General features: G+C 49.4%; 22 protein-coding genes. 1 reads left to right on the top strand and 21 read right to left on the bottom strand.

The window, feature by feature from the left end:
- Positions 1-33: 33 nt before the first annotated feature.
- The 21 genes from rng to csrD all read right to left on the bottom strand — a co-directional run bounded on the left by rng (position 34) and on the right by csrD (position 22,154).
- A complete protein-coding gene (rng, locus tag A1OO_RS02170) occupies positions 34-1,503 on the bottom strand; it encodes a ribonuclease G (protein ID WP_016960800.1) in 1,470 nt (489 codons plus the stop codon).
- Positions 1,500-2,087, bottom strand: a complete 588-nt coding sequence (locus A1OO_RS02175; RefSeq protein WP_016960801.1) for a Maf family protein — start codon at positions 2,085-2,087, stop codon at positions 1,500-1,502. Before A1OO_RS02175 ends, rng begins: the two co-directional genes overlap by 4 nt.
- A gap of 12 nt (positions 2,088-2,099) precedes the next feature.
- Positions 2,100-2,588 (bottom strand): rod shape-determining protein MreD, encoded by a 489-nt coding sequence (gene mreD, locus A1OO_RS02180; RefSeq protein ID WP_016960802.1) that lies wholly within the window; start codon positions 2,586-2,588, stop codon positions 2,100-2,102.
- On the bottom strand, positions 2,581-3,561 hold the full coding sequence (mreC, locus tag A1OO_RS02185) for a rod shape-determining protein MreC (protein WP_026024087.1): 981 nt from the start codon (positions 3,559-3,561) through the stop codon (positions 2,581-2,583). The genes mreD and mreC overlap by 8 nt, the downstream gene beginning before the upstream one ends.
- A 41-nt stretch (positions 3,562-3,602) precedes the next feature.
- Complete coding sequence (locus A1OO_RS02190) at positions 3,603-4,646, bottom strand: rod shape-determining protein (protein WP_016960804.1); 1,044 nt, start codon at positions 4,644-4,646, stop codon at positions 3,603-3,605.
- A gap of 116 nt (positions 4,647-4,762) precedes the next feature.
- Positions 4,763-7,804 (bottom strand): DUF6701 domain-containing protein, encoded by a 3,042-nt coding sequence (locus A1OO_RS02195; protein WP_017005099.1) that lies wholly within the window; start codon positions 7,802-7,804, stop codon positions 4,763-4,765.
- On the bottom strand, positions 7,804-8,244 hold the full coding sequence (locus A1OO_RS02200; protein WP_017005100.1) for a hypothetical protein: 441 nt from the start codon (positions 8,242-8,244) through the stop codon (positions 7,804-7,806). Before A1OO_RS02200 ends, A1OO_RS02195 begins: the two co-directional genes overlap by 1 nt.
- On the bottom strand, positions 8,234-8,989 hold the full coding sequence (locus A1OO_RS02205) for a PilW family protein (RefSeq protein WP_017005101.1): 756 nt from the start codon (positions 8,987-8,989) through the stop codon (positions 8,234-8,236). Before A1OO_RS02205 ends, A1OO_RS02200 begins: the two co-directional genes overlap by 11 nt.
- Positions 8,989-9,621, bottom strand: coding sequence for a type IV pilus modification PilV family protein (locus A1OO_RS02210; protein WP_016960808.1), 633 nt, complete (start codon positions 9,619-9,621; stop codon positions 8,989-8,991). The genes A1OO_RS02205 and A1OO_RS02210 overlap by 1 nt, the downstream gene beginning before the upstream one ends.
- A complete protein-coding gene (locus A1OO_RS02215) occupies positions 9,608-10,069 on the bottom strand; it encodes a type II secretion system protein (protein WP_016960809.1) in 462 nt (153 codons plus the stop codon). The genes A1OO_RS02210 and A1OO_RS02215 overlap by 14 nt, the downstream gene beginning before the upstream one ends.
- 13 nt (positions 10,070-10,082) lie before the next feature.
- Positions 10,083-10,487, bottom strand: a complete 405-nt coding sequence (locus tag A1OO_RS23870; protein ID WP_016960810.1) for a type II secretion system protein — start codon at positions 10,485-10,487, stop codon at positions 10,083-10,085.
- 1 nt (position 10,488) lies between these two features.
- Positions 10,489-11,091 carry a hypothetical protein gene (locus tag A1OO_RS02225; RefSeq protein WP_016960811.1) on the bottom strand — a complete coding sequence of 201 codons (603 nt, stop codon included), beginning with the start codon at positions 11,089-11,091 and terminating at the stop codon, positions 10,489-10,491.
- Positions 11,092-12,309, bottom strand: a complete 1,218-nt coding sequence (locus tag A1OO_RS02230; protein WP_016960812.1) for a type II secretion system F family protein — start codon at positions 12,307-12,309, stop codon at positions 11,092-11,094. It lies immediately after the preceding gene.
- On the bottom strand, positions 12,309-14,024 hold the full coding sequence (locus A1OO_RS02235; protein ID WP_017005102.1) for a GspE/PulE family protein: 1,716 nt from the start codon (positions 14,022-14,024) through the stop codon (positions 12,309-12,311). The genes A1OO_RS02230 and A1OO_RS02235 overlap by 1 nt, the downstream gene beginning before the upstream one ends.
- Positions 14,014-15,159, bottom strand: a complete 1,146-nt coding sequence (locus A1OO_RS02240; RefSeq protein ID WP_017005103.1) for a tetratricopeptide repeat protein — start codon at positions 15,157-15,159, stop codon at positions 14,014-14,016. The genes A1OO_RS02235 and A1OO_RS02240 overlap by 11 nt, the downstream gene beginning before the upstream one ends.
- 7 nt (positions 15,160-15,166) lie before the next feature.
- Positions 15,167-16,000 carry an ExeA family protein gene (locus tag A1OO_RS02245; protein ID WP_017005104.1) on the bottom strand — a complete coding sequence of 278 codons (834 nt, stop codon included), beginning with the start codon at positions 15,998-16,000 and terminating at the stop codon, positions 15,167-15,169.
- Between the two features lie 16 nt (positions 16,001-16,016).
- On the bottom strand, positions 16,017-17,627 hold the full coding sequence (mshL, locus tag A1OO_RS02250; RefSeq protein ID WP_035008754.1) for a pilus (MSHA type) biogenesis protein MshL: 1,611 nt from the start codon (positions 17,625-17,627) through the stop codon (positions 16,017-16,019).
- A 5-nt stretch (positions 17,628-17,632) separates the two neighbouring features.
- Positions 17,633-17,959, bottom strand: a complete 327-nt coding sequence (locus tag A1OO_RS02255) for a hypothetical protein (protein ID WP_017005106.1) — start codon at positions 17,957-17,959, stop codon at positions 17,633-17,635.
- Positions 17,943-18,599 (bottom strand): type 4a pilus biogenesis protein PilO, encoded by a 657-nt coding sequence (gene pilO, locus A1OO_RS02260; protein ID WP_017005107.1) that lies wholly within the window; start codon positions 18,597-18,599, stop codon positions 17,943-17,945. Before pilO ends, A1OO_RS02255 begins: the two co-directional genes overlap by 17 nt.
- Entirely contained in the window at positions 18,599-20,047 is a 1,449-nt protein-coding gene (locus A1OO_RS02265) for a hypothetical protein (RefSeq protein ID WP_017005108.1), read from the bottom strand. The genes pilO and A1OO_RS02265 overlap by 1 nt, the downstream gene beginning before the upstream one ends.
- A 154-nt stretch (positions 20,048-20,201) precedes the next feature.
- Positions 20,202-22,154, bottom strand: a complete 1,953-nt coding sequence (gene csrD / locus A1OO_RS02270; RefSeq protein ID WP_017005109.1) for an RNase E specificity factor CsrD — start codon at positions 22,152-22,154, stop codon at positions 20,202-20,204.
- A 219-nt stretch (positions 22,155-22,373) separates the two neighbouring features.
- Here csrD and A1OO_RS02275 point away from each other — a divergent pair, with 219 nt between their 5' ends.
- A complete protein-coding gene (locus A1OO_RS02275; protein WP_016960821.1) occupies positions 22,374-23,252 on the top strand; it encodes a LysR family transcriptional regulator in 879 nt (292 codons plus the stop codon).
- The last annotated feature ends 5 nt before the right edge of the window (positions 23,253-23,257 follow it).

Consider the following 23,257-nt stretch of genomic DNA (forward strand, 5'->3'; position numbering starts at 1 on the left):
CCACTATTCATCACGCTAAATCTGCGCCCATCACTACATCATGACCACATCAAACTGCTCTTGGGTATACAGCGGCTCAACATGGACTTTGACTTGCTTACCGATAAAGACTTCTAGCTCAGCGACAGCATGAGACTCTTCACCTTCCAGTGCCTCACCGACAGCAGGTGATGCATACACAACAAATTTGTCGGCATCGTAAGCGCGATTAACGCGGGTAATTTCACGCAGCACTTCATAACACACGGTTTCTACCGTTTTAACCGAACCACGTCCGACACAGGTTGGGCACTGTCCACACAGCACGTGTTCTATGCTTTCGCGGGTACGCTTACGTGTCATTTCCACCAAACCAAGTTGAGTGAAACCATTGATGTTGGTTTTAACGCGGTCTTTTTGCAGCGCTTGCTCAAGCGATTGAACCACACGCTGACGGTGCTCATCAGAAATCATATCAATGAAATCGATAATGATAATGCCACCGAGGTTACGCAAACGAAGCTGACGGGCGATGGCCTTTGTCGCTTCAGTATTGGTGTTGAAAATTGTCTCTTCGAGGTTTCGACGACCAACAAACGCACCCGTATTAATGTCGATAGTTGTCATCGCCTCGGTCTGATCGATGATGATGTAGCCGCCAGATTTCAATTCAACTTTACGATCCAATGAGCGCTGAATTTCATTTTCTGTGTCATACATGTCGAAGATAGGCTGCTCGCCAGTGTAAAGCTCTAGCTTATCCGTCAGCTCAGGAACGAACTCTTCCGTAAACTCACGCAGTGCTTCCATACCCGTGCGGGAATCAACACGAATAATGCTCAGTTCCGTTCCAACAAAGTCACGCAGAATACGCTGAGCCAAACCCAGTTCGCCATATAACATAGATTTTGACGGGCGCTTCGAGCGACGTTCAATCACTTTGTTCCACAAGCGCTTGAGGAAAGCCGCATCTTGATTCATCTCTTCATCAGAGGCACCTTCTGCTGCGGTTCGGATAATAAAACCACCCAAATCATCACAGTAACGCGACACGATTTTTTTCAGACGATCGCGCTCTTTCTCGCTCTCAATACGCTGTGAAACCCCAACATGGGATGCCCCTGGCATAAAGACTAAATAACGGGAGGGTAAGGTGATATCCGTAGTCAGGCGCGCGCCTTTGGTTCCTAGCGGGTCTTTAACCACTTGCACCACGATGTCTTGTCCTTGACGGACCAACTCAGAAATGTCGCGAACCTGAAATTGCTGCTTTTCGTTTTCTGACACACATTCGGTATGAGGAACAATGTCTGACGCATGAAGAAAGGCGGCCTTATCAAGACCAATATCCACGAATGCGGCCTGCATGCCAGGAAGTACTCGACTGACTTTACCTTTGTAAATATTGCCGACAATACCGCGCTTCGCTTCACGCTCAATATGAATTTCCTGAAGGCTACCACCCTCAATCATGGCAACTCGGGTTTCCGTAGGCGTAACGTTGATCAATAACTCTGCGTTCATAGGGATTCACCACATAATTTTTGGAATTCTTTCAACAGAGCATCTGTCTCGTAAAGTGGCAAGCCCACCACAGCATGGTAACTGCCGTCGATACGTATGACGAAACGGCCACCCAGCCCTTGAATTGCGTAACTGCCAGCTTTATCGCAAGGCTCGCCACTTTGCCAATAGGCATCAATTTCCTCGACGCACAATGGCTTAAACCATACCTGAGTTGTGACAAGCGTCGTGAGTGATTGGTTCCTGTCGGCCAAAGTGACTGCCGTCATAACTTGATGCTGACGCCCAGAGAGCATACTCAGCATACGGCGAGAATCATTAAGATCTCTGGGTTTTTCCAACACATCGCCATCACACACCACGATGGTGTCCGAACCCAAAACAGGATGTGGAGATGGCGCAACCAGCACGCCAGCCTTTGCTTTATCAAGTGACAAACGGCGGACATAGTCCGCCGCTTCTTCATGGGGTTGTCGTTGCTCTTCTACGTCAACGCTCAGCACAGAGAAGGATACGGAGAGCTGTTCAAGCAACGCCTTCCTGCGAGGTGAAGCAGACGCGAGGTAAAGCTGAATATCTGCCATTGCTTCTCCAGATTATCGGATAGAAAACTGACGGCGAACCCGTCGCAGCAATAAAAATAGCCAAGGCCACAATAAGAAGTTAAGCACACCCGCCCAAAGCTGTGTTGGATCAAACTGCACGTTGGACACCAAGTATTCTGCCCAAAACTCTAACACCTTCCCGGCTAAAGTCAGCAAGGCCAAAATGGCGGCTTGTTGCCACAAAGACATGTTGCGTAGCATCTGGAAGTTCAGCGCGACAATGTAGACTAGAACAGACATCATCAAACCGCGCACGCCCAGTGTTGAACCGAGCATGAGGTCCCACAGTAAGCCAACCACAAGAGCTGTACCCACATTCACACGATGTGGCAAGGCGAGTACCCAGTAGAAAGCCACCAATAGCACCCAAGAAGGACGAAAAGGCGCGAGCTCTCCAGGCCAAGGAGCCGCTTGCAAAATCAAAGCAACAACAAACGAGAGCCAGATGAACACATGACCGCGAAACGTAGAATTAGCCATTGGTTATCTCTTTTTGTGCATCTGCTGCAGGTGCTTGTTGTTCGGCTTCTGGCCTTTGGCCTTCAGGCATTTTCTTATCGGTCTCTGGCGCTAAATCGCCTTCGGCGTTAAGCGACATATTCGCTTCGGCTGCCGGAGCATGACCTTTTTCAACATTGCTTGGCCATACCAACAACAGATAACGCAGACGATCAAACTGCACTTCAGGCTTAGAATCTACCTGTGCAAACGGACGACGATTGTCAAAAGAAAACGACGTCACTTTCGCCACTGGGTAGCCTTCAGGAAACACGCCACCCAAGCCAGACGTCACTAACATATCGCCAGGTTCAATATCCGCACTGCTTGGAATGTTCTCAAGCTGAATATTGTCAGTTTGCCCACGACCTGCTGCGATAACACGTACGTCGTTACGCACGACTTGAACAGGAATAGCGTGGGTTGGGTCGGTGATCAACAGCACTCGGCTATTGTGAGCACCAACGTAAGAAATTTGCCCAACAATCCCGCGTTCATTAATCACGGGTTGTCCTTCGTATACGCCGTTTGTTCGCCCTTTATCGATCATGACCTGATGCTTGTAAGGGTCAGAATCGACTGCCATCACCTCTGCCACCATTTTGCGTTCATCACGCACAAACGGAGAACCAAGAAGTTCGCGCAATCGTTGATTCTCCTGCTCCATCTGATCAAACAGCAATTGGCTGCTGCGAAGCATCAAGACTTCTTCTTTCAACTGGGTGTTATCAATCAAAAGTTGTTGATGAGACGAAAATTGACGGAACAGGTTATCAAGGAGGTCTCGCGGCATATTCGACGCGTATTGCAGCGGAGCGACCACTGAATTAAGCAGATAGCGAAAATTAGTGAAGGCACCAAGACGACTATCAGCCAGCATAAGGCTGGCTGATATCAAAAGAGCAAACAACAGGCGTAATTGTAAAGATGGCCCACGGCCAAACATTGGTTTCATTCAGTTACAACCTGTTAAACCGATTAGTTGATCGAAGAGGTTTAATCTTCGCTGAATAGATCGCCACCATGCATGTCGATCATTTCCAGTGCCTTACCACCACCACGAGCAACACAAGTGAGGGGGTCTTCAGCCACAACAACAGGAATACCGGTTTCTTCTGTCAGCAAGCGATCTAGGTCGCGCAGTAATGCACCACCGCCCGTCAATACCATGCCGCGCTCAGAAATATCTGACGCTAGCTCTGGTGGACACTGCTCAAGGGCTACCATCACAGCTGAAACGATACCGGATAGCGGCTCTTGCAGCGCTTCCAAAATTTCATTTGAGTTCAACGTAAAGCTACGCGGCACACCTTCAGCAAGGTTACGACCACGCACTTCAATTTCAAGCACTTCATCACCTGGGTAAGCAGAGCCGATTTCGTGTTTGATGCGTTCAGCGGTTGCTTCACCAATCAAGCTACCGTAGTTACGACGCACATAGTTGATCACAGACTCATCAAAACGGTCACCACCAATACGAACAGACGAAGAGTAAACCACACCGTTCAGTGAGATAACGGCCACTTCTGTCGTACCGCCACCGATATCGACAACCATAGAACCGGTTGCTTCTGATACAGGTAAGCCAGCACCAATCGCCGCGGCCATTGGCTCATCAATCAAATACACTTCACGTGCGCCAGCACCCAGTGCCGATTCACGAATCGCACGACGCTCAACTTGTGTAGAACCACAAGGAACGGCAACCAACACGCGAGGGCTTGGGCGCATGAAGCTGTTGTCATGCACGGTTTTGATGAAGTGCTGCAGCATTTTTTCAGTCACGTAGAAGTCAGCGATAACGCCGTCTTTCATTGGACGAATGGCTGCAATGTTTCCTGGCGTACGGCCCAGCATTTGTTTTGCTTCATGACCGACTGCCGCAACGCTTTTTGGTGAGCCTGCACGATCTTGACGGATAGCAACAACGGAAGGTTCATCAAGAACAATTCCTTGTCCTTTAACATAGATAAGGGTGTTAGCGGTTCCCAGATCGATAGACAGATCGTTGGAGAACATACCACGAAGTTTCTTAAACATAGTCTTCGGTTAATCCTGCAAGCGTTAAAATTCTTCAAATTGCGCTAAATGTACCAACGCAGACGGGGCGCGGCAAGGTGATGATCTACAAACCTGAATGAGATCAGTCTTTTTTTTCATTCCCCTGTCAAAGTGATGTTTTTTTCACCTTTATAGATAACCCGATCACTTCCTCGATAAAAACCGAATGTTCCTATTGCAGAAGGATCATCATCAAACTGGGTTCCTTGCCAATTATGCTGTAACCAAGTTTGCGGCACCACACCACTGACAGCCTTATCCAGTTGCTGCCAGTAACGGAACTGCTCGCGGTTTAATCCTGAACTTTGGTCGGGTGCGATCACGTGAAAATCGGCACGGCCCTCTTTAACGTTTTTTGTAGCCACGACGTTTTTTGCATCGTCACGCAGCTCTATCTTAGCCTGTAAAGCGGCGTTATCACTGAACAACACGTCTTTCTTACCAATGTCCGTAGAAACAATTGTCGCGTTGTCTCGTGTATTGGTAACAAAGTGCGTGCCGTTAAAGACTTCGACTGCAACAGGCTGGGTTTGTTCATTCGTTAAATCTTGAGTTTCAGCGAAACCTTCAATGCGCATACGGCCAAAGAAGAAGTCGCCTTTGCCGAATTTGGCGCCGTCGCTTCCCCCTTTGGGGTTTGGAACATTTTCTACGCACTGAGCACCGACATTTTCATCGCAGAACGTAAATCCCGTTCCGTCCCGATCCGGCGATTTAACCCCAACAGCAAAACGTAGCGATTCAAAAGGCCCATCCGGCAAAGCGCTTTTTTGCATCATCATGCTTCCATCAATCGCGACCTCGCTCGCTCGGCCAGCACCGGCTTTCCATTGCTGCGCAGCCTGCGAAGGCAATGCGGGATGCTCCCATCGAGAGGTCAAATCAGTCGTATTGTGGAGCGCCCAGTCTTCAAACGCGGCTTTGTCGTTGGCACCCGAGAACAAGTGGTAATTTTTAACGGGCTTATTGTCCGTCGTCATCGCATTAATGACATAATTGCCACTAAACGGCTGCTCGAGATAGGTAAATCCTTTGCTCTCAGCATCGTAAGCTGGCTCAATACCGGGGCTTATTTTCGCACTGAGCCCAAAATGGGAGGGATAAAAACGGCCAATTTCGCGTTCGCTAGGAGTGACCTCCATCCCTAGATAGGTAGATAGAAGTTCTGAATGAAATTTATAGCTACCCACATCATTGACGACAATATCGTTAAACGCATATCGTCCATTGACCGCATCAGTATGAGGCTTGGATAAGTCCCCAATAGAAACATCGTCTCCCCCTGCAGGTGCACTAATTTTCGCTGTGGGATTTAAAGCAACAGAAGCAGATGGTGCACCACCTTTCCAGAAGTTAGGTGTACTTGCCCAATCAGAATCACAATGCTCTAGCCGCCATTGAATGACAGACGCCCCGCCTTTTTTAGGTCCTATCATATGTTCTTTACTCCAGATGATAGGTTTTAATGCCAAGCTGAATGACTCTCCCGCTTTTATAAATTTGTTGTCAGAACCAATCTCACTATCATCAGGCAACGAGGATCCTGCTTCACAGATCGCCAACGTATAAGGGCGAGCATAAATAGTTGCTCGTGCTTTCTCAGGGGGAGTTTCAGGTAAGGGCTTTCGTTGATTATCTATATGTTCGATTATCTCTGCGCTTGGAGATAGCGCAACCTCTAAATCAACACTGATATGCCCCGCATCCAGATAGTCGATATCAATTTCTCCCACACCTTTTTTAAATTTAATTTCAGTGAGGTTATTCCCATCGCCAGTTTCAACACCATTGAGTACCGCTTTTCGCATCCCGGAATTTGGACTCTCGAAGTTAGTCTTGGTATTGAAGTAAAATTTTCCATCTATGCCTTCCTCAGTTTCACATTGCCCTCCTCCGATTGATGTAACTACTTTTATATTTACAGTATTTGTTTTACCAGCAATTAGTTCAACCGGCCTACCTTCGTTCACCAAATAGCCAGATGGGGAAAACGAGAAGGGGCCTGCAGAGCCCATAAGACTTTTTGCACTGGATGAGGTTGGGTCATAAAAACCAACAATATCAATGCTTCCACCCCATCCGGACAATAGCAAGTTAGCAACGCCATTTTTTACTTCTACTTCTCTAAGAGATATGGCATGGCAAGTTTCTGTGGCGTCATCAGGTTTCGTCCAGCAAATATCCTTATTTTCTGACGTCACAAATACATCCAGGAGGCCATTTGCATTCCTGTTCAGATTACCGTTGGAATCTTTCACACTGAATGTTAATGGAATACGTTCGCAGGCGGATGCTGAATAAGAGATGGGAGAGATATCTAGCTGCTCGCCATAAAGTTCACCCGAGTAAACAATTTTTGCATTGCCTTGCATGAAGATTTGTCGGGCTGTTACCGAGCCAAATAAAGTCCCATCCCATGGAATTTGCACCACTCCAGAGGAATAAACATAAGCTTTAATATCAGCAGGCGTATTAAACGTAAACATGTCCTCCACACTGACAGTCGGAGCTTCATTGAAAACATAGTTCTTTTCAAACTCTTGATTATGATGATAAAAAACAAGATTCCTTGGCTGCCCACTTGCATTAACATCATTGTCCCCCCCTGCGGAAAATTGGTTGACATGAATTTCAACCTCTCCGTTAACAACAAGCTTTGCGCCATTATTTAGTCGAAAGGAACCGAAGTAATAGATTCCTGGCTCAAGCGTTAACGTGGCACCATATACGGTGTAACTCGAGAATTTGTTATTTGATGATGTCAGCGTGCATTTCTTCCCCCACTGACAAGAGCCAGTTGCTGACCCGAACTCCTTGCTAGTGAGAAGCTCAAGACCGATATTAGCAGCTCTGTAATTCGGAGCATGGGTACAGGCAAACGTTTTAAAACCATCAGAACAAAATGTATTTTTTTCCCATGGCGGCGGATAAACATAACGCTCAAAGCCAATCTTAACTTTGTCCCGCCCAAACCACTCAACAACTCCCGTATCCGCCTTAAACGCAAAAACGGTGGTATTCATGCCAGCAGGGCTTTGAGCAGGACCCGGAAAGAGTGTATCTGCACCTGAAAAAGCTGGTAATGACAAAGCTGGTAATGACAAAGCCATCAGCAAAAGAAAACAAAAGGTTTTCATCACAACATCAACTCCCTCGCCCAACTCTCTTGCACGCGCACCACGTTCAAATGCGCACTTCCGCACTCGCCTTTGCTCTCAATACGATATTGCGCCAAGGGTGCAACGCCAACGGTTTCACAGGTGACAGAAACAGAACAGCCCGTCAGGCCAGCGGCATTAAAATTGGTGGTTATCACCGCCGCACTGCAGCTGGCTTCTGGGAGGTTATCTGCATCTTTTGCTATTGGAAACAACCTTGCCATCGCCATTTCCGTTCCGCTGTTCGCTGCCAACCACGCGCGCGTACCTAACACCTCTCGGGTCGTGGTGTCGCTTTGTGACCAAGTGATTTGCATCAAGGCTGCGCCAAGCGCAGCCAATGCAGTAATCGCAAACACCGCGACAATCAACATGCTGCCCTGTTGGCGTTGTAAAGAAGACAAAGAACTAAGGCGCATTGAGAACCTGCACTTGTTGGTTGTAGATCGAGGTTTCACCGGATTGGGTAAAGCGATAATAAATGTTAATCAGGTTACCGCTTGAGAGTGATTCGCCAGAAAGATTGAAACGACTACCCGCCGCGATATTTTGTGCCAGTGTGACATTCTTGGGCGTCGCGCCATTGTTCACGCGTCGAAGAAGCTCACCATTATCAAAGCAAAGTGTCACTGAATGATGATAGATGTAGATCCGCTTAGATGGCGAAGGTGCGGGCCATTCGTCTGTAAGAGGTTTATCAAGCTTCAGGGTGCTCCCCGACGCATCAGTAATCGCAAAACTGTTCGCCGCACCACCGACAAGATCAGACGGCGTCATGGGTAGAAAGACCAAGCGATGATCACCGCCTTTGACTGCGTCTTGCCAATCTGTTTGCTCGGTAGAAAGGACGACATCCAGTGTGTTCGAATTTTCTTCTAACTGGTTATACACACCTGAGTAACGAATTGGGGTATAGGTTAAACACGAACCGCCATCCCACACCGTCATGCTGTTTGGCACAGCATGGCGAAGTTCTCGTCCTAACCGCTCAACCGCAAAACGCGCTTGCGATTGCAAGGCTTCACGGTCACGAGATTCAACGTAACCCGTGGCGCTCGATTCAATAAAGCCAAAGATGCCCACAGACACAATCGCCAGAATTGTCATGGTGACGATAAGCTCAACCAGCGTAAATCCGCGTTGTTTGCGAGAGAGCAAAGCCATCAGAAGTTGCTCCGATAGGCGGTGAAGTCATATCGGCCAAAGTTGCCGGTATCCACATACAAATCAATGCGCTTGTACAATTTGCTGTTGTTTGTCGAATCATCAAACGTGCTGTTGTCATACACCACGTTAATATCTACCGTAAAACCACGGTAATCATCGGCTGCGCCGCCAATCAATTTATCTAGCGCGCCGCGATGTGTTCGTGGACAGGAACCGAGGTCACCCCAACAGCCAATGTAATCTTCTGTGGCAATGAAACCTTCGTTCGCTGAGAGCGATGTCGGTATCGGTATCGGTGTGCATACCGGCACAGGGTTGGGGGAAATAATACCTTGCGCGAGCAGCGCTCCGGCATCTTCATCACAGCGCCAACGGCTGCCATTAGGATCAGAATTGCGATCAAACTGTCGCGCCAATACTTGGTTCATCACCGCTTGCCCTAGCGCAGCAGCGCGAGCTTCGAAATGCGGGTTGGCTGATTTGGCGAACATGGGGAATAAGGTTGTGCTGATCAGCACCATGGCAACGCCGAATACGACGATGCCGATAACTAATTCCACCAGCGTATAACCACGCTGATGGCGAGAAATTGGGTTTGAAGCTCTATGCAATTTTTCAGCGACAGGCATAAAAATAACCCTCGCTGTTTAAACAGATACTAGCAGAACTAGAACCTTGCGAGAAGGTGATTTTGCATACCGATGAGATGCACAGGCGTTTGCCATCATTGTTAACGCGGCGACCGAGCAAATCAAAACGATACGTTTGTGCTGGTGACACACGAACAGAAGAATCAGATAAGTCCACCACATCACTGCGATCGGTTTTGAAACCACAGCCAGAAGCAGCACTGCCCCCCATGCGGGTGGCAGTGCTGCTCAGGGTATGGCAATCAGCAGACGGCGTCTCCTGCTGCATCGCCCTAAGCTGAACTTGCCTTGCGACAGACAAGCCCGCATCCCGCGCCCCGATCACTGAAAAGGCTTCAGATCCCGACAGGCGCGGTACGGCAAACACACTAATAATACCGAGGATAACCAAGACGGTGATGAGTTCGATTAGTGTGAAGCCTTTCATCTAATTACCCCAATTAACAACCTGAAGTATCTGAAGGGTAAGTTGGTTCTGCGTTTGCTTCAGCAGGCGCTTGATAGCCTGCATAGCAGGTATCGCTGTAACTCCAAACATAACCAACATCTGTGAGTGCTTTAACTGTCAAATCATCGCTCACTGATACTAGCTTCCCAATACCACCAGCATCTGCTGTTGGATACTGATGAATGTCAGTAAATTCATCAGTAGTAGGATTCAAAAGCAAGACACCATGCGCCATGCTTGCCGCACTTACTATTGCAGCTTCAATACCTTTCAGAGTTCCAGCTTTCGCTTCTTTTTCCAAACTCAAAAACTTAGGCGCAGCCGTTACCGCCAAAATACCCAAAATTACAATCACCACGATCATTTCGATCAGTGTAAAACCGCCTTGACGTTTCATTTTATAACTCCTGATTTTCTCTCAAAACCTCTACGCGGCCAGTCACCGGGTAGTAAGCAAAAATATGACGCGTCAGGTGTTCTGACGAGTCATCACTCCAAATACCGGTGCGAACCGGCCTTTCAAATCGGCAATAGGGCTGCGGAGAGTCTTTTTCTTTACCCAACATCACCACTGCGCGAATCTGTGGCTGAGGGCGCTTTAACGCCTCCGGCCTTGTATCTGTCTCCAACCAATAGGATTGGTTGGTAAAGTTTGCCAAAAGCTCACCACAATCTTTTGATGACATCGCCATCAAGGTGGTTGCGCCTTGCACCAGCGCAAAAGGAAAGCCCGCTTGTGCATGTTGGCTTGGCGATAATCTGAAACTGACATTATCGACAGTAACGATATCGCTTTGTTTATTCTCTGTTTTTAATGCAGATCGCATTTGTACGCTTCTGGCTGAACCTTCGAAGGCATTCGCCAGATAACGAAACTCGACTTCATCAGCAAACAGCATCACCCGATCGAAAACAGGGACAGTTGCCAATGCCAGAACGCCAATGATTAACGTAACAATCCCCCACTCTGTCGGGGTGCGATCCCAGCTTAGAAATCCCATTTATCCGCCACGGATCAGGTCGAGCATGCCCCACATCGGCAAGAAAATACCCAGCGCGAGGATCAACACCATACCTGCCACGATCATCAGCAAAATAGGCTCCATGCGCGCCGACAGTGTTTTCAGGTCGTAATCCACTTCGCGGTCATAAAAATCGCTCGCTTCTAACAGCAGGTTATCTATCTGCCCCGTTTCTTCACCGACTTGGATCATCTGGTGTACCAGCGGCGTAAACAGCTTGCTGTCTGCAGTAACGGAACTAAGGTTGATACCGGATTCAATCGCCGCCTTCATTTTGTCCACTTCTGCCGCGAGGAAGTGGTTGTCTAACGCTTCGCCAGACATCTGCAAGGCCGTGTTAAGCGGCACGCCTGCGCGTAGCATCAAGGCAAACGTGCGTGAAAAGCGCGACATCAAGGCGCGGTTGACCAAGGGCCCTACCAAAGGTATGCGCAGTTTGAATTGGTCCCACTTCACGCGCCCGTTGTCGGTTTGCTTCCACAAATGCCAGCCCATAAACAGGCACGCGGTGGAGAACACAATCAGCCACCAGAAATCGACAAAGAAGCTCGATGTCGCCATCAATATCTTGGTCGGCAGCGGCAAATCCGAACCAAACTTGGCAAACATGCCCGCAAACTGCGGCACGACTTTGACGTTCAAAAATGCCATTGCCGCCACGATCACCATCAGTACAAATGTGGGGTAACGCAGCGCCGATTTAATGCGTCGGCGGGTCTCCATTTCTTGTTCGTAGTATTCCGCAAGCTGCAACATGGCCTCATCCAATCGACCCGTGTTCTCACCCACTTGGATTAAAGACACGAACAGATCGCTGAACACGTTGCTGTGATCGCGCATTGCCGATGACATAGGGCGACCATTGGAAAGCTCGCTGCCGACGCTATCTAACGCCTCTTTAAGTGACTTATCCGTGGTGCTTTGCGACAAACCTTTAATGGCACGAAGCAAAGGCACGCCTGCTTTGGTCAGGCTGTACATTTGGCGACAAAACACCACCAGTGATTCGAGTTTCACTTTGCGCTGAAACAGCGGCGTCGAGGCTTTTTTCACACTCGCTTTCGTCGGCTCAAGCGAGAGCAATACCATGCCTAAATCGCCTACTGATGCGATCGCTTCTCGCTCGCTCGCCGCATCAACAACCGCAGTGATGCGCTTGCCTTTAGCGTTACGTGCCGTGTAGCGAAAACGCGCCATTACGCACTCGCCATCGACAAGGTCGCAGCCTCAGAAAGCTTCATGGCTTCTTCCAGCGAGGTTTGTCCTTGCTTAGCGAACTCTAGCGCGCAGTGCACTAGCGGCTTGTAGCCCGACTGCTGCTCCGCCAACATCGCAAAGGCTTGGGTATCATTGGCGCGTAAGGCATCCATCAAATCAGGCGTAATTTCAAGCAGCTCAAACACACCGATTCGGCCTTTGTAGCCCGTGAAGTTACAGCTTTGACAACCGCGGCCTTTATAAAACCCCTGATTGACCATGTCGAGTTGGGTCACGCTCAGCCACATCTTCTCCATGTCTTCTGTCGCATGGGGAACTTTGCAATCGGGGCAGATACGGCGGATCAGACGCTGCGCCAATACGGTGCGTACTGCACTCGCCACCAGATAACCCGGCGCTTCCATATCCAAAAGACGCAACGCACTGTCGATGGCATTGTTGGTGTGCAACGTCGACAAGACCAAGTGTCCTGTCAGAGCGGCGCGAAGGCCGATTTCGACGGTTTCGAGATCGCGCATTTCACCGACCAAAATGATATCGGGATCTTGGCGCAAGAAGGTGCGCAGCGCTGACGAAAACGTCAGGCCAATTTTGTTCGCGATCTGTACTTGGTTGATACGCGGCAGACGGTATTCCACCGGATCTTCCGCGGTCAGTATTTTCTTGCCCGGCACGTTGAGTTCATTCAATGCGCCATACAGCGTGGTGGTTTTACCGGAACCTGTTGGCCCCGTGACCAAAATCATGCCGTGTGGACGACGCAATTGATTGCGAAAACGCTGCAGCATGTGTGCATCCATGCCGACGTCTTCCAGTTGCAATATGCCTGCGGATTGATTCAGCAAACGCATCACCACCGACTCACCGTATTGCACGGGTAGCGTAGACACACGCACGTCAATGGCATTACCACGCACCGTGAGGTTAAAGCGCCCATCTTGCGGCAAACGCTTTTCCGAAATATCCATGCCGCTCATGAGTTTGAGGCGCAGCACCAGCGCAGAGGCAATGGCGCGCTCTTTCAATAGAGTCTCATGCAACACGCCATCGATACGCTGGCGAATACGCAGCATGTCGGCGTCAGGTTCGATATGAATATCTGAGGCGTTGACCTGAACGGCGTCTTCAAACAAAGAATTAATCAGCTTAACAACGGTGACTTCTTCCGACTGATCGTCTTCCGCGCCAAAGTTTTGCTCAAGCTTCACGCCGTGTTCGGCTTGCAAACGCTCAGCAAATGAGGCGATATCGCTGGTGCGGCGATAGTAGCGATCAAACGCGTCGATCAATGATTGTTCGGCTGCGATCAATAGCTCTACTTGGTATTGATTGAGCAGATTAAGTACGCTTTCCTGCGACGCGAGATCGGCAGGATCAGACATCACCACGCGCACTGTGTTGCCAATACGGCCAATCACCAATGCTCGCAAACGGCGAGCATGCACTTCAGGTATTAAGGTCACCGCACTTGGATCAACCTGAGTCAGACTGAGATCGATCAGCGGAACGCCTAACTGACGCGCCAAAAAGTCCAGCATCTGGCTTTCAGAAAGAATACCCATCTCAATCAAGGTATCACCGAGCTTGTTGCCAGTTTGAGATTGACGGTTCAGCGCAGCGTTCAGATTCTCATCAGTAATGATGTGATCTTCTACCAGCAAATCACCGAGACGCTTTCGCAGTTTAACGGTCATTTTCGGCTCCTTTTGCAAGCTGACTATTGAGATAAGCCAAGCGCTGACGAGCAAATTGCACCGACTCATTGCTGAGGCCACCTGCCGTTATCGCTTTCGCGTAACCGCGCTTCGCAGCGTCATCGTCTTTTTCGCGCTCGGCTGAAATAGCTAAACCCAACCACCAGCGACCATCGGCAGGCTCGCGCTCAGCCAACCATTGATAGCTTTGTTTGGCGATGTCATATTTCGCTAGTTTCTGTGCCAATGCCGCGCGCAAAGACACATAGCGAACGTGTTCGCCATCTAGTCCATGCTCAGGTGCCATCAGCACATTCAGCGCAGATTCTTCACGCTGACTTTGTTGATACATACGCGCCAGCGTGAGTTTCAGTGACGCCGACGATGGGTTCGCGCTGATGCCTTTTCGCAGTACCGATTCCGCATCACGCAGCTTATTACGACCATAAAGCAAACCCGCCAATTGATTGGTCGCAGCGATATGATTTGAATCGTATTTCACGGCATCGCGCAAGTAGGCAATGGCTTTTTGGGTATCACCCACTTGTGCGCGTTTTTGCGCTTTGTCGTAGGCGATATCCGCCAATTGCTCGCCGCTCAATGCGATGGTTTCTACCGACAAGGAGGATTCAGGTGCAACCTCTTCCACCATTGGCTCAGTAACCAATTCGGGGATTACCGCAGCCTTTGCAGGTGTCGCTTTGATTGGCAAAGCATCAGCTTTCGGCGACTGAACTTGCACGACCAAGACTGGCTCAGGCACATCAGCAACGGGGGTCGGTGTCGGTGTGACGCGAACGCGCTCTTCCACAGTGTTTACATGCACAAAGTTTCTATCACGCGTCGACACTTTTTGCGTCGGTGACGGAGCGGCAATCGCAGGCGTTTCTGTTTCTTGAGGTGCTAGCGCCAGAACTTGAGATGGCACTGAAACTTCAGTAGAAACGGCAGCATGATGGTCACCACTCGATACCGCCCACGCAATACCCGTCGCACACACCAAGGTGGCCACTAGTGCCAGCACAACACGAGCGAAACGAAATCCCCACGTAGAAGGAATGGTTGCCGCGGCGACACGATTGGCGTTGTTATCTGGCGATGTCAGATCGCTCAGCATGCGGTTCAATTCACTCATGTGATTCCTACCCCCACATCGCTTGCAGCATGGTGTGCTGCTTGGCAAGTGGCGTATCTTTAATGGCTAATCGGACAGCGCGGCTTGATACCTTTTTCTGTCCTTTACCGAAACTCAGCAACAGCGCTTTATGGCAAAGCTGGTGCATTAAACGGGGAATGCCATGACTGGCAACCCAAATACGTCGTTTGGCCCACACACTGAACAAACGCGTTGAAGCGCCTTGCTCGCGAATGCGGTGATCGATATACGCCGAAGCTTCGGCAAACGTCAGCGGCGCTAAACGGGCACTGAAGCTAATGCGTTGCAACAGTTGGCGCATGTTGTGCTGAGACAATCTCTCATCAAGCTCGGGCTGGCCCAGCATGATCAGTTGAATGAGTTTTTGTTGCTCGGTTTCTAGGTTACCCAGCAACCTAATGGCTTCTAGTACGTCATCGGGCAAGGTCTGCGCTTCATCGCACAAGATCACGACGGGTTTTTCTTGGCGCGCGGATTCAATAGCCGCGTGCTGAATAGCGCCCAGTAATTTGTCTTGTGACAATGCCCCATCAACGCCAAGTTCATCGGCGATCATGCGATGTAAGCTTGCCACCGTGTTGGCGGGATTGGGCAAAAAAACCAGTGTGAATGCATCGGTCAAAGCTTTAACCAGCAGACGGCACACCATGGTTTTTCCCGTGCCAACCTCTCCAGTGACTTTCACCAGTCCTTCACCCATTTCCATTGCAGACATACAGGTATTGATGGCATCCACATGTGAGCGGACACCAAAAAAGCACCGAGTATCTGGGGTCAGGCTAAAAGGAGCGGCATTGAGGCCAAAGTGCGCTAAATACATCTGCGTTCAGTGACGATTAGTTTTCAGGAAACCAGTCGTTCAGCAGATCGCGTGAACGCTGAATTTCTTCTTGCCATGTCTGATCGCCCACCACCGACGGCTGCAGCAAAATCACCAATTCGGTTTTTTGCTTCATGCGATTCACGTTGCGGAATAAGTGACCAAGACCGGGAATATCGCCCAACAAAGGCACCTTCGAGACCGCCTCTTCGTAGCTCGATTTCATCAAGCCACCGATCACCACCACATCCCCCGAGCGGGCATGAATAATCGAATCTGATTCGCGGATCGAAGTTTTCGCCAATGGCAACACATAAGGCACAGAGGAGCTGCCTAGCTGAATCGTTTTCTCTTCGGTGATCACATCAATCACGGCAGGATGGACATGCAGCAAGACACCGTTATCGTCATCAATTTGCGGCGTCACATCGAGCGAAATACCCGAGAAGAACGGCGTGAGTTCGATATTGGGCCCAGAGTCTGAGTTGTCACCTGAAGAATCGCTAGAGGAAATGTCCGTCACGAAGTATTCATCGCCACCGACTTTGATCACCGCTTTTTGGTTGTTTGCCGCCGTCACGCGAGGGCTAGAGAGCACGTTCACGTCGCCCTGCGTATCAAGAAAGCTCAGTACCGCATCAAAATGCCCATCGGTGATGGTGACATTGGTCTGCCCGCCAATGGCGTTGGAAATCAAATCGCCAGCGAGATCTGTGACTGGACGACTGATATTCACCCCGCCATTTCCAATGGCCTTGCCAATATTGCTCCAACTAACACCTTGCTGATAACCGTCACTGAGGGTCACTTCGAGGATTTTAGCTTCGAGGATAACCTGACGCTTTAAGCGTTTTTGTGACACTTCAAGGAAACGCTTCACTTCACGCAGTTCACTCGGAAACGCTTTGACCGTGATAAGACTCGCCTGCGGTGACACTACAATGCTTCGCCCTTCACCCGGGCCAATCATGGCGCTGACGGCGCGTTCAAGTTGCCCCCAGAAATTACTTTCTGCGCGCGTTTCAATCACAGTGCCACCGGTTGATACCGATGAACGTTCCGTGCTTTCGCTGTCGCCACTACTTGACGTTGAATCGGTAGAAATAGCCCCAGTGCTAATCGATGTCAGCGATACGCCTGAGCGTTGCAATTGCAGGTAATCAACCGGAAAGGTTTCAGTGCGCAAAATGGCGGGGAAAATTTGGATCAGGCGCCCTTGCATCTCGACGTTGTAGCCATAGATATCAGACACCACGTCCAGCGCCTCTGGAACCGTCACGTCTTTAAGCGATACGGTGACTTTCCCGCTCACATCCGGATGTATCACTAAGTTGTAATCCGTGCCCTGTACTAAGCTGCCAAAAAAAGCTTTTGCATCAACATGATTGGCATTAATACGCAGACGGTTTTCCGACAATTCACCGCTGCCGGAACGATCAGAAAAATCGCCCATGAGATCTTGAGAAACCGCATCGGGTAACTCACTCAGCGGCTGACCACTGTTTTGCGCATACGCTTGGTTCAGCGCTTCTTGCACTTCCGTCGGTTTCTGGTGGCCGACACTTTGACACGCTGATAACAGCAAGCCTGCAAAACATATTATCAATCGCTTGCTCAATAGATTCATGTTGCTCACTGTACTACCTGCTCGTTAAATACTGTCAGTGACCAGCGACGCTCGCCACGTTTCAACGTCACACTGCTGTCATTGATCGCGCTAATAACATACCCATTAATGGATTGCCCTGCGGTTAGGCTGCGCCCATTCATCACCGCCGAACAGCGGTTGTCACTGCTGCACAAAATGGCGTTTAAGTTCGGTAAACGTTGCGTGGTGGCTTTCTTCGCCTGACTCGGCGCTTGATAGCCCAATGGCGCGGTCGGATCGTTATCCGCAAACACCAAAAACGGCATCACACTCATGGCAAATAACACGGCCAGTTTATTCAGTACTTTCACTCGCACCTCCAATAAACACGGCGCTTTCGCCCAAGGTATAAACCTGCACAGTCACTTCAGCCCAAGGGTAATCAGTGACGCGATAATCCAACCCCTTCCAGTAGTATTTCACCGGAAGGTTTTCGAGCGCTGTCAGGTATTCCACAATGTCGAAATAGCGCCCTTTAAGCGTCATTTCGATAGGATGAATAAAGTAACCCGCATCTTCGGTGTGTGTCAGTTGCTCGGCGGGCAGTGATGCCATCGAAAGGAGCGTGAGACGATCAGATTGATTGAGCACACTTTCCATCAAGGACGCCATTTGATCGGCATTGACCAAGCCTTCCACTTTGTCAGCCATGCGCTGATCTAAATCAACAAGCTGCTGTGACAATTGAGCAAGCTTTTGTTCAAGCTCGACGCTTGGTGAAACGCTCAGTTTTTCTTGTTTAAGCTGATTCAGCGTCAGTAAATCTTGAGTGCTTTGTTGCTGCTGCGTGATTTGATGGCTGATCTGAGTCAGCGTCTTGGTCATGGGTTCAAGAAATAACAGTGCACCCATGGCGATAATTGCGGCCCAACCCGCCAGTGCAATCAGCCATTGTTCACGGCCAGAGAGACCGTCGAAGCCCTGCTTCATGCGTTCAATCAATGGATTCATCACAACGTTTCCCCCTTCTCACGCTTAGAGGTCAAGCTAAACGACAGGCGATTATTGTCATCGCGACTTAATGCCATTTGCTCAAACACACGCCCCGCAAGTGGCGGCTGAGTTTGAAAGCTTTGAAGCCACGCAGGTACAGACGAAGGGGTGGCTGCCAACCCTTTCACATCCAATGCATCTTGGCTGATCGCAATGTCTGACACTGAGATATCTCGGCGTGACACATCGGACAGCGCGCGAAATACCGATGCGTAGCCTTGCTGCAAAGCAATGTCGTGTTGGCGAACAGCTTCCAGTGCCTTACGTTTCGCCGCAATCGCTTCTTCAGTGCGATTGACGTCATTGACCAAATTCAAAGAAGGAACATGAAGTTTGAGTTGCTCATTCAACTGATTGGATAGCGACTCTGCCGTGCTTTGCTCCTGTGTCGCAATACTCAACATCTTGTCAGATTGCGCCAATTGCCATTGTTGGTAAGCGGCCACTAACACGATGAGAAGCCCTGTCAGTCCCCACGTCACCACCATTTTCTCGAACGTCAGCAAAGCTCCGCGAGGCGTAAGATCATCGCTGAACAGGTTAATATCAGGCGAGCATTCTCGATTCAGCGCGGCTAATGCAATGTGCTGGTGATGCTCGCCAGAATCAAACAGGGTTTGCGGACGAACGGCGACGGTAAGCCTTGAAGAAAGCTGGAATGCCAGCTCGGTATCATCGATGTTCTGAACGCCCACGACCAAGCCACTGACTTGCGCATTTTTAAGCTGTGAGCGTAAATAATCGAGCGATCGCTGAATTTCCAAAGCCAGATCGTCGACCACCAATGGTTGCAGCTGCTGACCTTCAAATATCACGCCACGAACTTGGCGCTGAAAGCACAACTTACCCTGGTCAAACACGGCGATCTGGAGCATGCCCTGACCATCACGGGTCAGCACCATTTCGGTTTTATCCAGTTGCGTCCACTGGCGCAACACCACATCCTCCAACGAGACATTGGCTAATTGGCATTGACGCTTTTCAAGTGCGTGACTGAGCTGAATTAAGGGTAACTTATGGCAAACAAACGCTTGGTAACGGTTAGCGATAGGGGAAGAAAAACCATCAGCGACAATGTCGGACGGAGAATCAGAAATGAAATCTTTGAGCTTAAACGGCAACGCTGCACGTTTGTCCTCATCGGACAATTGTGGGTCATCAATCAGCAAGGTTTGATAGAGCCCATGCCCTAATACCAAATGAATGTCTGACTTGGTGATCTCATGCCGCTTCAGCAGCTGTAATGCAGCCGTCCAAGGATCAGATTGCGTGATGGGCTGGCAATCAACTTGCGCACTCCCATCAACACGAAAGCCAATAACAACCTGACTGGCAGATACAACAAGGCTAACAACATTTCGCTGCCTTGATGAAGAAAAACGCGCAAGAAGAGTGGGAACGGCCATTTACGACTAATAATTACTCTAAGCTGTTAAAAGGATGGTTGTAAATCATTTTTGGCGTACAGCATATTCTATCAAAATTCCCGCCAAAAAATAAGTCTGTGAGCGACAGTTTTATGACACAATTGAGTGCTTTATAAACAATCTTCGAGCTGGGTCATTTTTTACGCCAGCGTTGGCGCTTCAAAGTTACCGGATTGCCAGACAATTCCGCACCGAATAAACGACCTTGTCCACCTTGAACGCCTAGCTGTAAAAGCACATTCCATTCAGGCTCAGATTCCACGCCAACGGCCAGAACTTCGGTCGGTGTCGCCTCACAGGCTCCCAGCATACTGCGAACGTAAAGCTGATTTTCTGGGCGTTGATGAATATCTCGGATCAGGCTTCGATGAAGCTTGATGTACTTAGGTTGAATATCTTTGACGTAGTGGGTACTTACCACTGAGCGCCCTGCTTGATCGACAACCAGTGGACACCCTAGCGCACGAACCATGCGTAATGCGGGACGAGCAGCGTCAAAATGCTTCACCAATGGCCCTTCTGACACTTCAAATTGCATACGGTTCAGTACGCTTCGAGGCGTTTGCAATAAAATATCTCGTAACCATATTTGAAAGGTCCGCTGTCGCAACGAATCGGCGCAGATATTCAATGACAAGACTTCGCGACCATCGCCGTTGCGCAGTTGATGCAGCGTCTTACTCACCACACTACGATCAAGGACTGTGTTCATTCCAACCAATTCAATGCCATTCAAAAAACGGGACGCTTTAATCACCAAACCATTTTCGTCTTTGATACGGGCAAGCAATTCGGTATGAAGTAACTCTCCCTGCGTGTTTTGCACCACTTGTCGATAAAGCTCAGGGCCACCGTTTTCAAACACTCTGCCTAACAGTGTTCTCCAGCGAACACTGCCGCGTGCCTCGTCAGCGACCACATCTTTTTTGAAGGCATGCCAGCCGTTACTGCGTTGCAGCACCGCACTGCGCTTGGCCATATCCGCCTCTTCCATTAACCGCCCGCGACGCTCACCGGTGCTGAAAAAGGTCATGCCCATGTGCGCCCAATTTTCCTCTTCCAAGGGATCTGGCGGTGATAATCGTGCTAACGCTTTCATCAGTTGATTGGCAAAAAGACGCGCATCTTTCGCAGATTGATGAGTCAGCAAAATGGCAAATTCCGTGTCGTAATAACGTGCCAGTATGGCATCGGGGAAACGTTGAATGGCGTTAGATAAGACGTTACCCACCTCCTTCACCCATTCATCTGCACCCGATTTCCCGCTATTCTGAGTAAGCGTTTCCCAATCGCCAATTCGAAGCATCAATACTGCGCCTTGCGCGCCTTTGTCTTGCAATAGCGTTTGCAGACGGTTATCAAACATCACGCGGTTTGCCGCGCCTGTGAGTTTATCCAAAAAGGTATTACTTCGAATAAAGGTGTCAAAACGGCTTCGCTCTTGCCGAGCGTCACGCAATTCAACAATCATCTGATCCAACGCGATACTTGCCGTCGATGGCCACTCTCTGTCATCGCCTGTTTGCACATCTTCGGCTCGCCCAGCCAAAATGAGTCGCCCTCGATGTTCAAGCAATTCAGCACCAAGTAACTGCGTACGCAACCATTTAATCCCCCACGTCAGCGCGAGCACAATGACGAGTACGGCAAGAGATAACGAGGACATTGCACCGATGGAGTAGGCAAAATCGGCATAGGGCGGGACGGATTTTATCGTAATGAAAAAGCCAGGGTTACTCGGTAAGTCATAGCGATTTTCAATCAATTCAAGCGGCTTGACTGCCGTTTGGATCTGCTCATAACGATAGAGCATCCCTGTTTTACTGCTGATTTCCAGTTCAACGACGTCACTCGCTTTTAACAGCTGGGGCAGCCAAAGGCCGATATTTTCATTGGTGTTAGGATCGGCAATGGCTTGGTCAATTTCGACCACCACTTTCCCGAGATAATGAGAAAGAAAATCCGTGCCTAATTTACGAAAACTCACTGCACCGCCAATAAATAAAACAAACATGGCACAGACAACGATTAACGTAACGAAAGCGACCAAACGGTTGGTCAGCTTCATCCCTGCAACTTTTCGCATTCGATATCCAACTAAAGGAATGTACGGCTTACTGTTCAGCAATTTTAACGGCTTAACGCTTTTTTACGCCGCCCAATTGGCTATTATACCCAAACAACCTCAAGATGCTGGATTCAGAATCATTCATCACGTTCAATTTGAGGTTGCTTGGATATATCTATCGTTTTTCACGTAGCGAAAGTGAACGCAAACTCGATACACAATGGAAAGAATCAGTAGATGGATTGGATTACCTGCGCCAAAAGCTATATCACCGTTGTTGAGATGGGTTCGTTGGCGCAAGCCGCAACCAAGCTCAACACGTCCAGCTCTGCGTTATCAAAGCGCCTAGCATGGCTAGAAAACCAACTTGGTGTGCAGCTACTAAAACGCACCACCCGTAACCTCACCATGACGGATGCGGGACGTTTGTTTTACCAGCGAGGAAAGCTGTTACTCGATGATTGGACACAGTTAGTATCAGAAACCACCTCAACCTATGGTGAAGTCAGTGGGGTGTTGCGTATTGGTGCTCCACTGGCAACGGGCAGTCGATTGCTGGTAAACAACATCGGGGAGTTTCTTGCCACTTACCCCAATATTCAAGTTGAGCTGCACACGCTAGCGCCCGGTCAGTTACCTGACCCGAATTTAGACATAGTGATCACTCGCGAACTCGCGGATTTTAATTCATCCAGTTTTATTGCCACCAAGCTGTTTGATTTCCAGCCGCGTTTTTTTGCATCCCCCACCTATCTCGCTCAACATCCACCGATCATTGAGCCCGAGCAACTGCTCCACCATAATTGCTTGCTGTACGGTTCAACAAGCCACCCACAAGAGCATGAATTTGAACATGGTCGTCGACTGCGTTTAAGCGGAAACTTTGTCTCGCCAAATCCAGAAGCGCTCGTCAATGCTGCCGTAGCAGGACTTGGCATTATTTTGGTGGGCGATGTCACCATCCGAAAAGAGCTCGACCAAGGATTGCTCGTTCCCGTCTTGTCCGATGTACGTCAACCCAAAAGCCCAGCCTACGCGTATTATCCCAAACTGGAATACAACCACACCAAAACACGATTGTTTATCGATTTCCTCAAGCAAAAAGTGGTGCATTAACGAAG

The sequence above is a fragment of the Enterovibrio norvegicus FF-33 genome (genome assembly GCF_000286835.2).
Lineage (GTDB): Bacteria > Pseudomonadota > Gammaproteobacteria > Enterobacterales > Vibrionaceae > Enterovibrio > Enterovibrio norvegicus_A.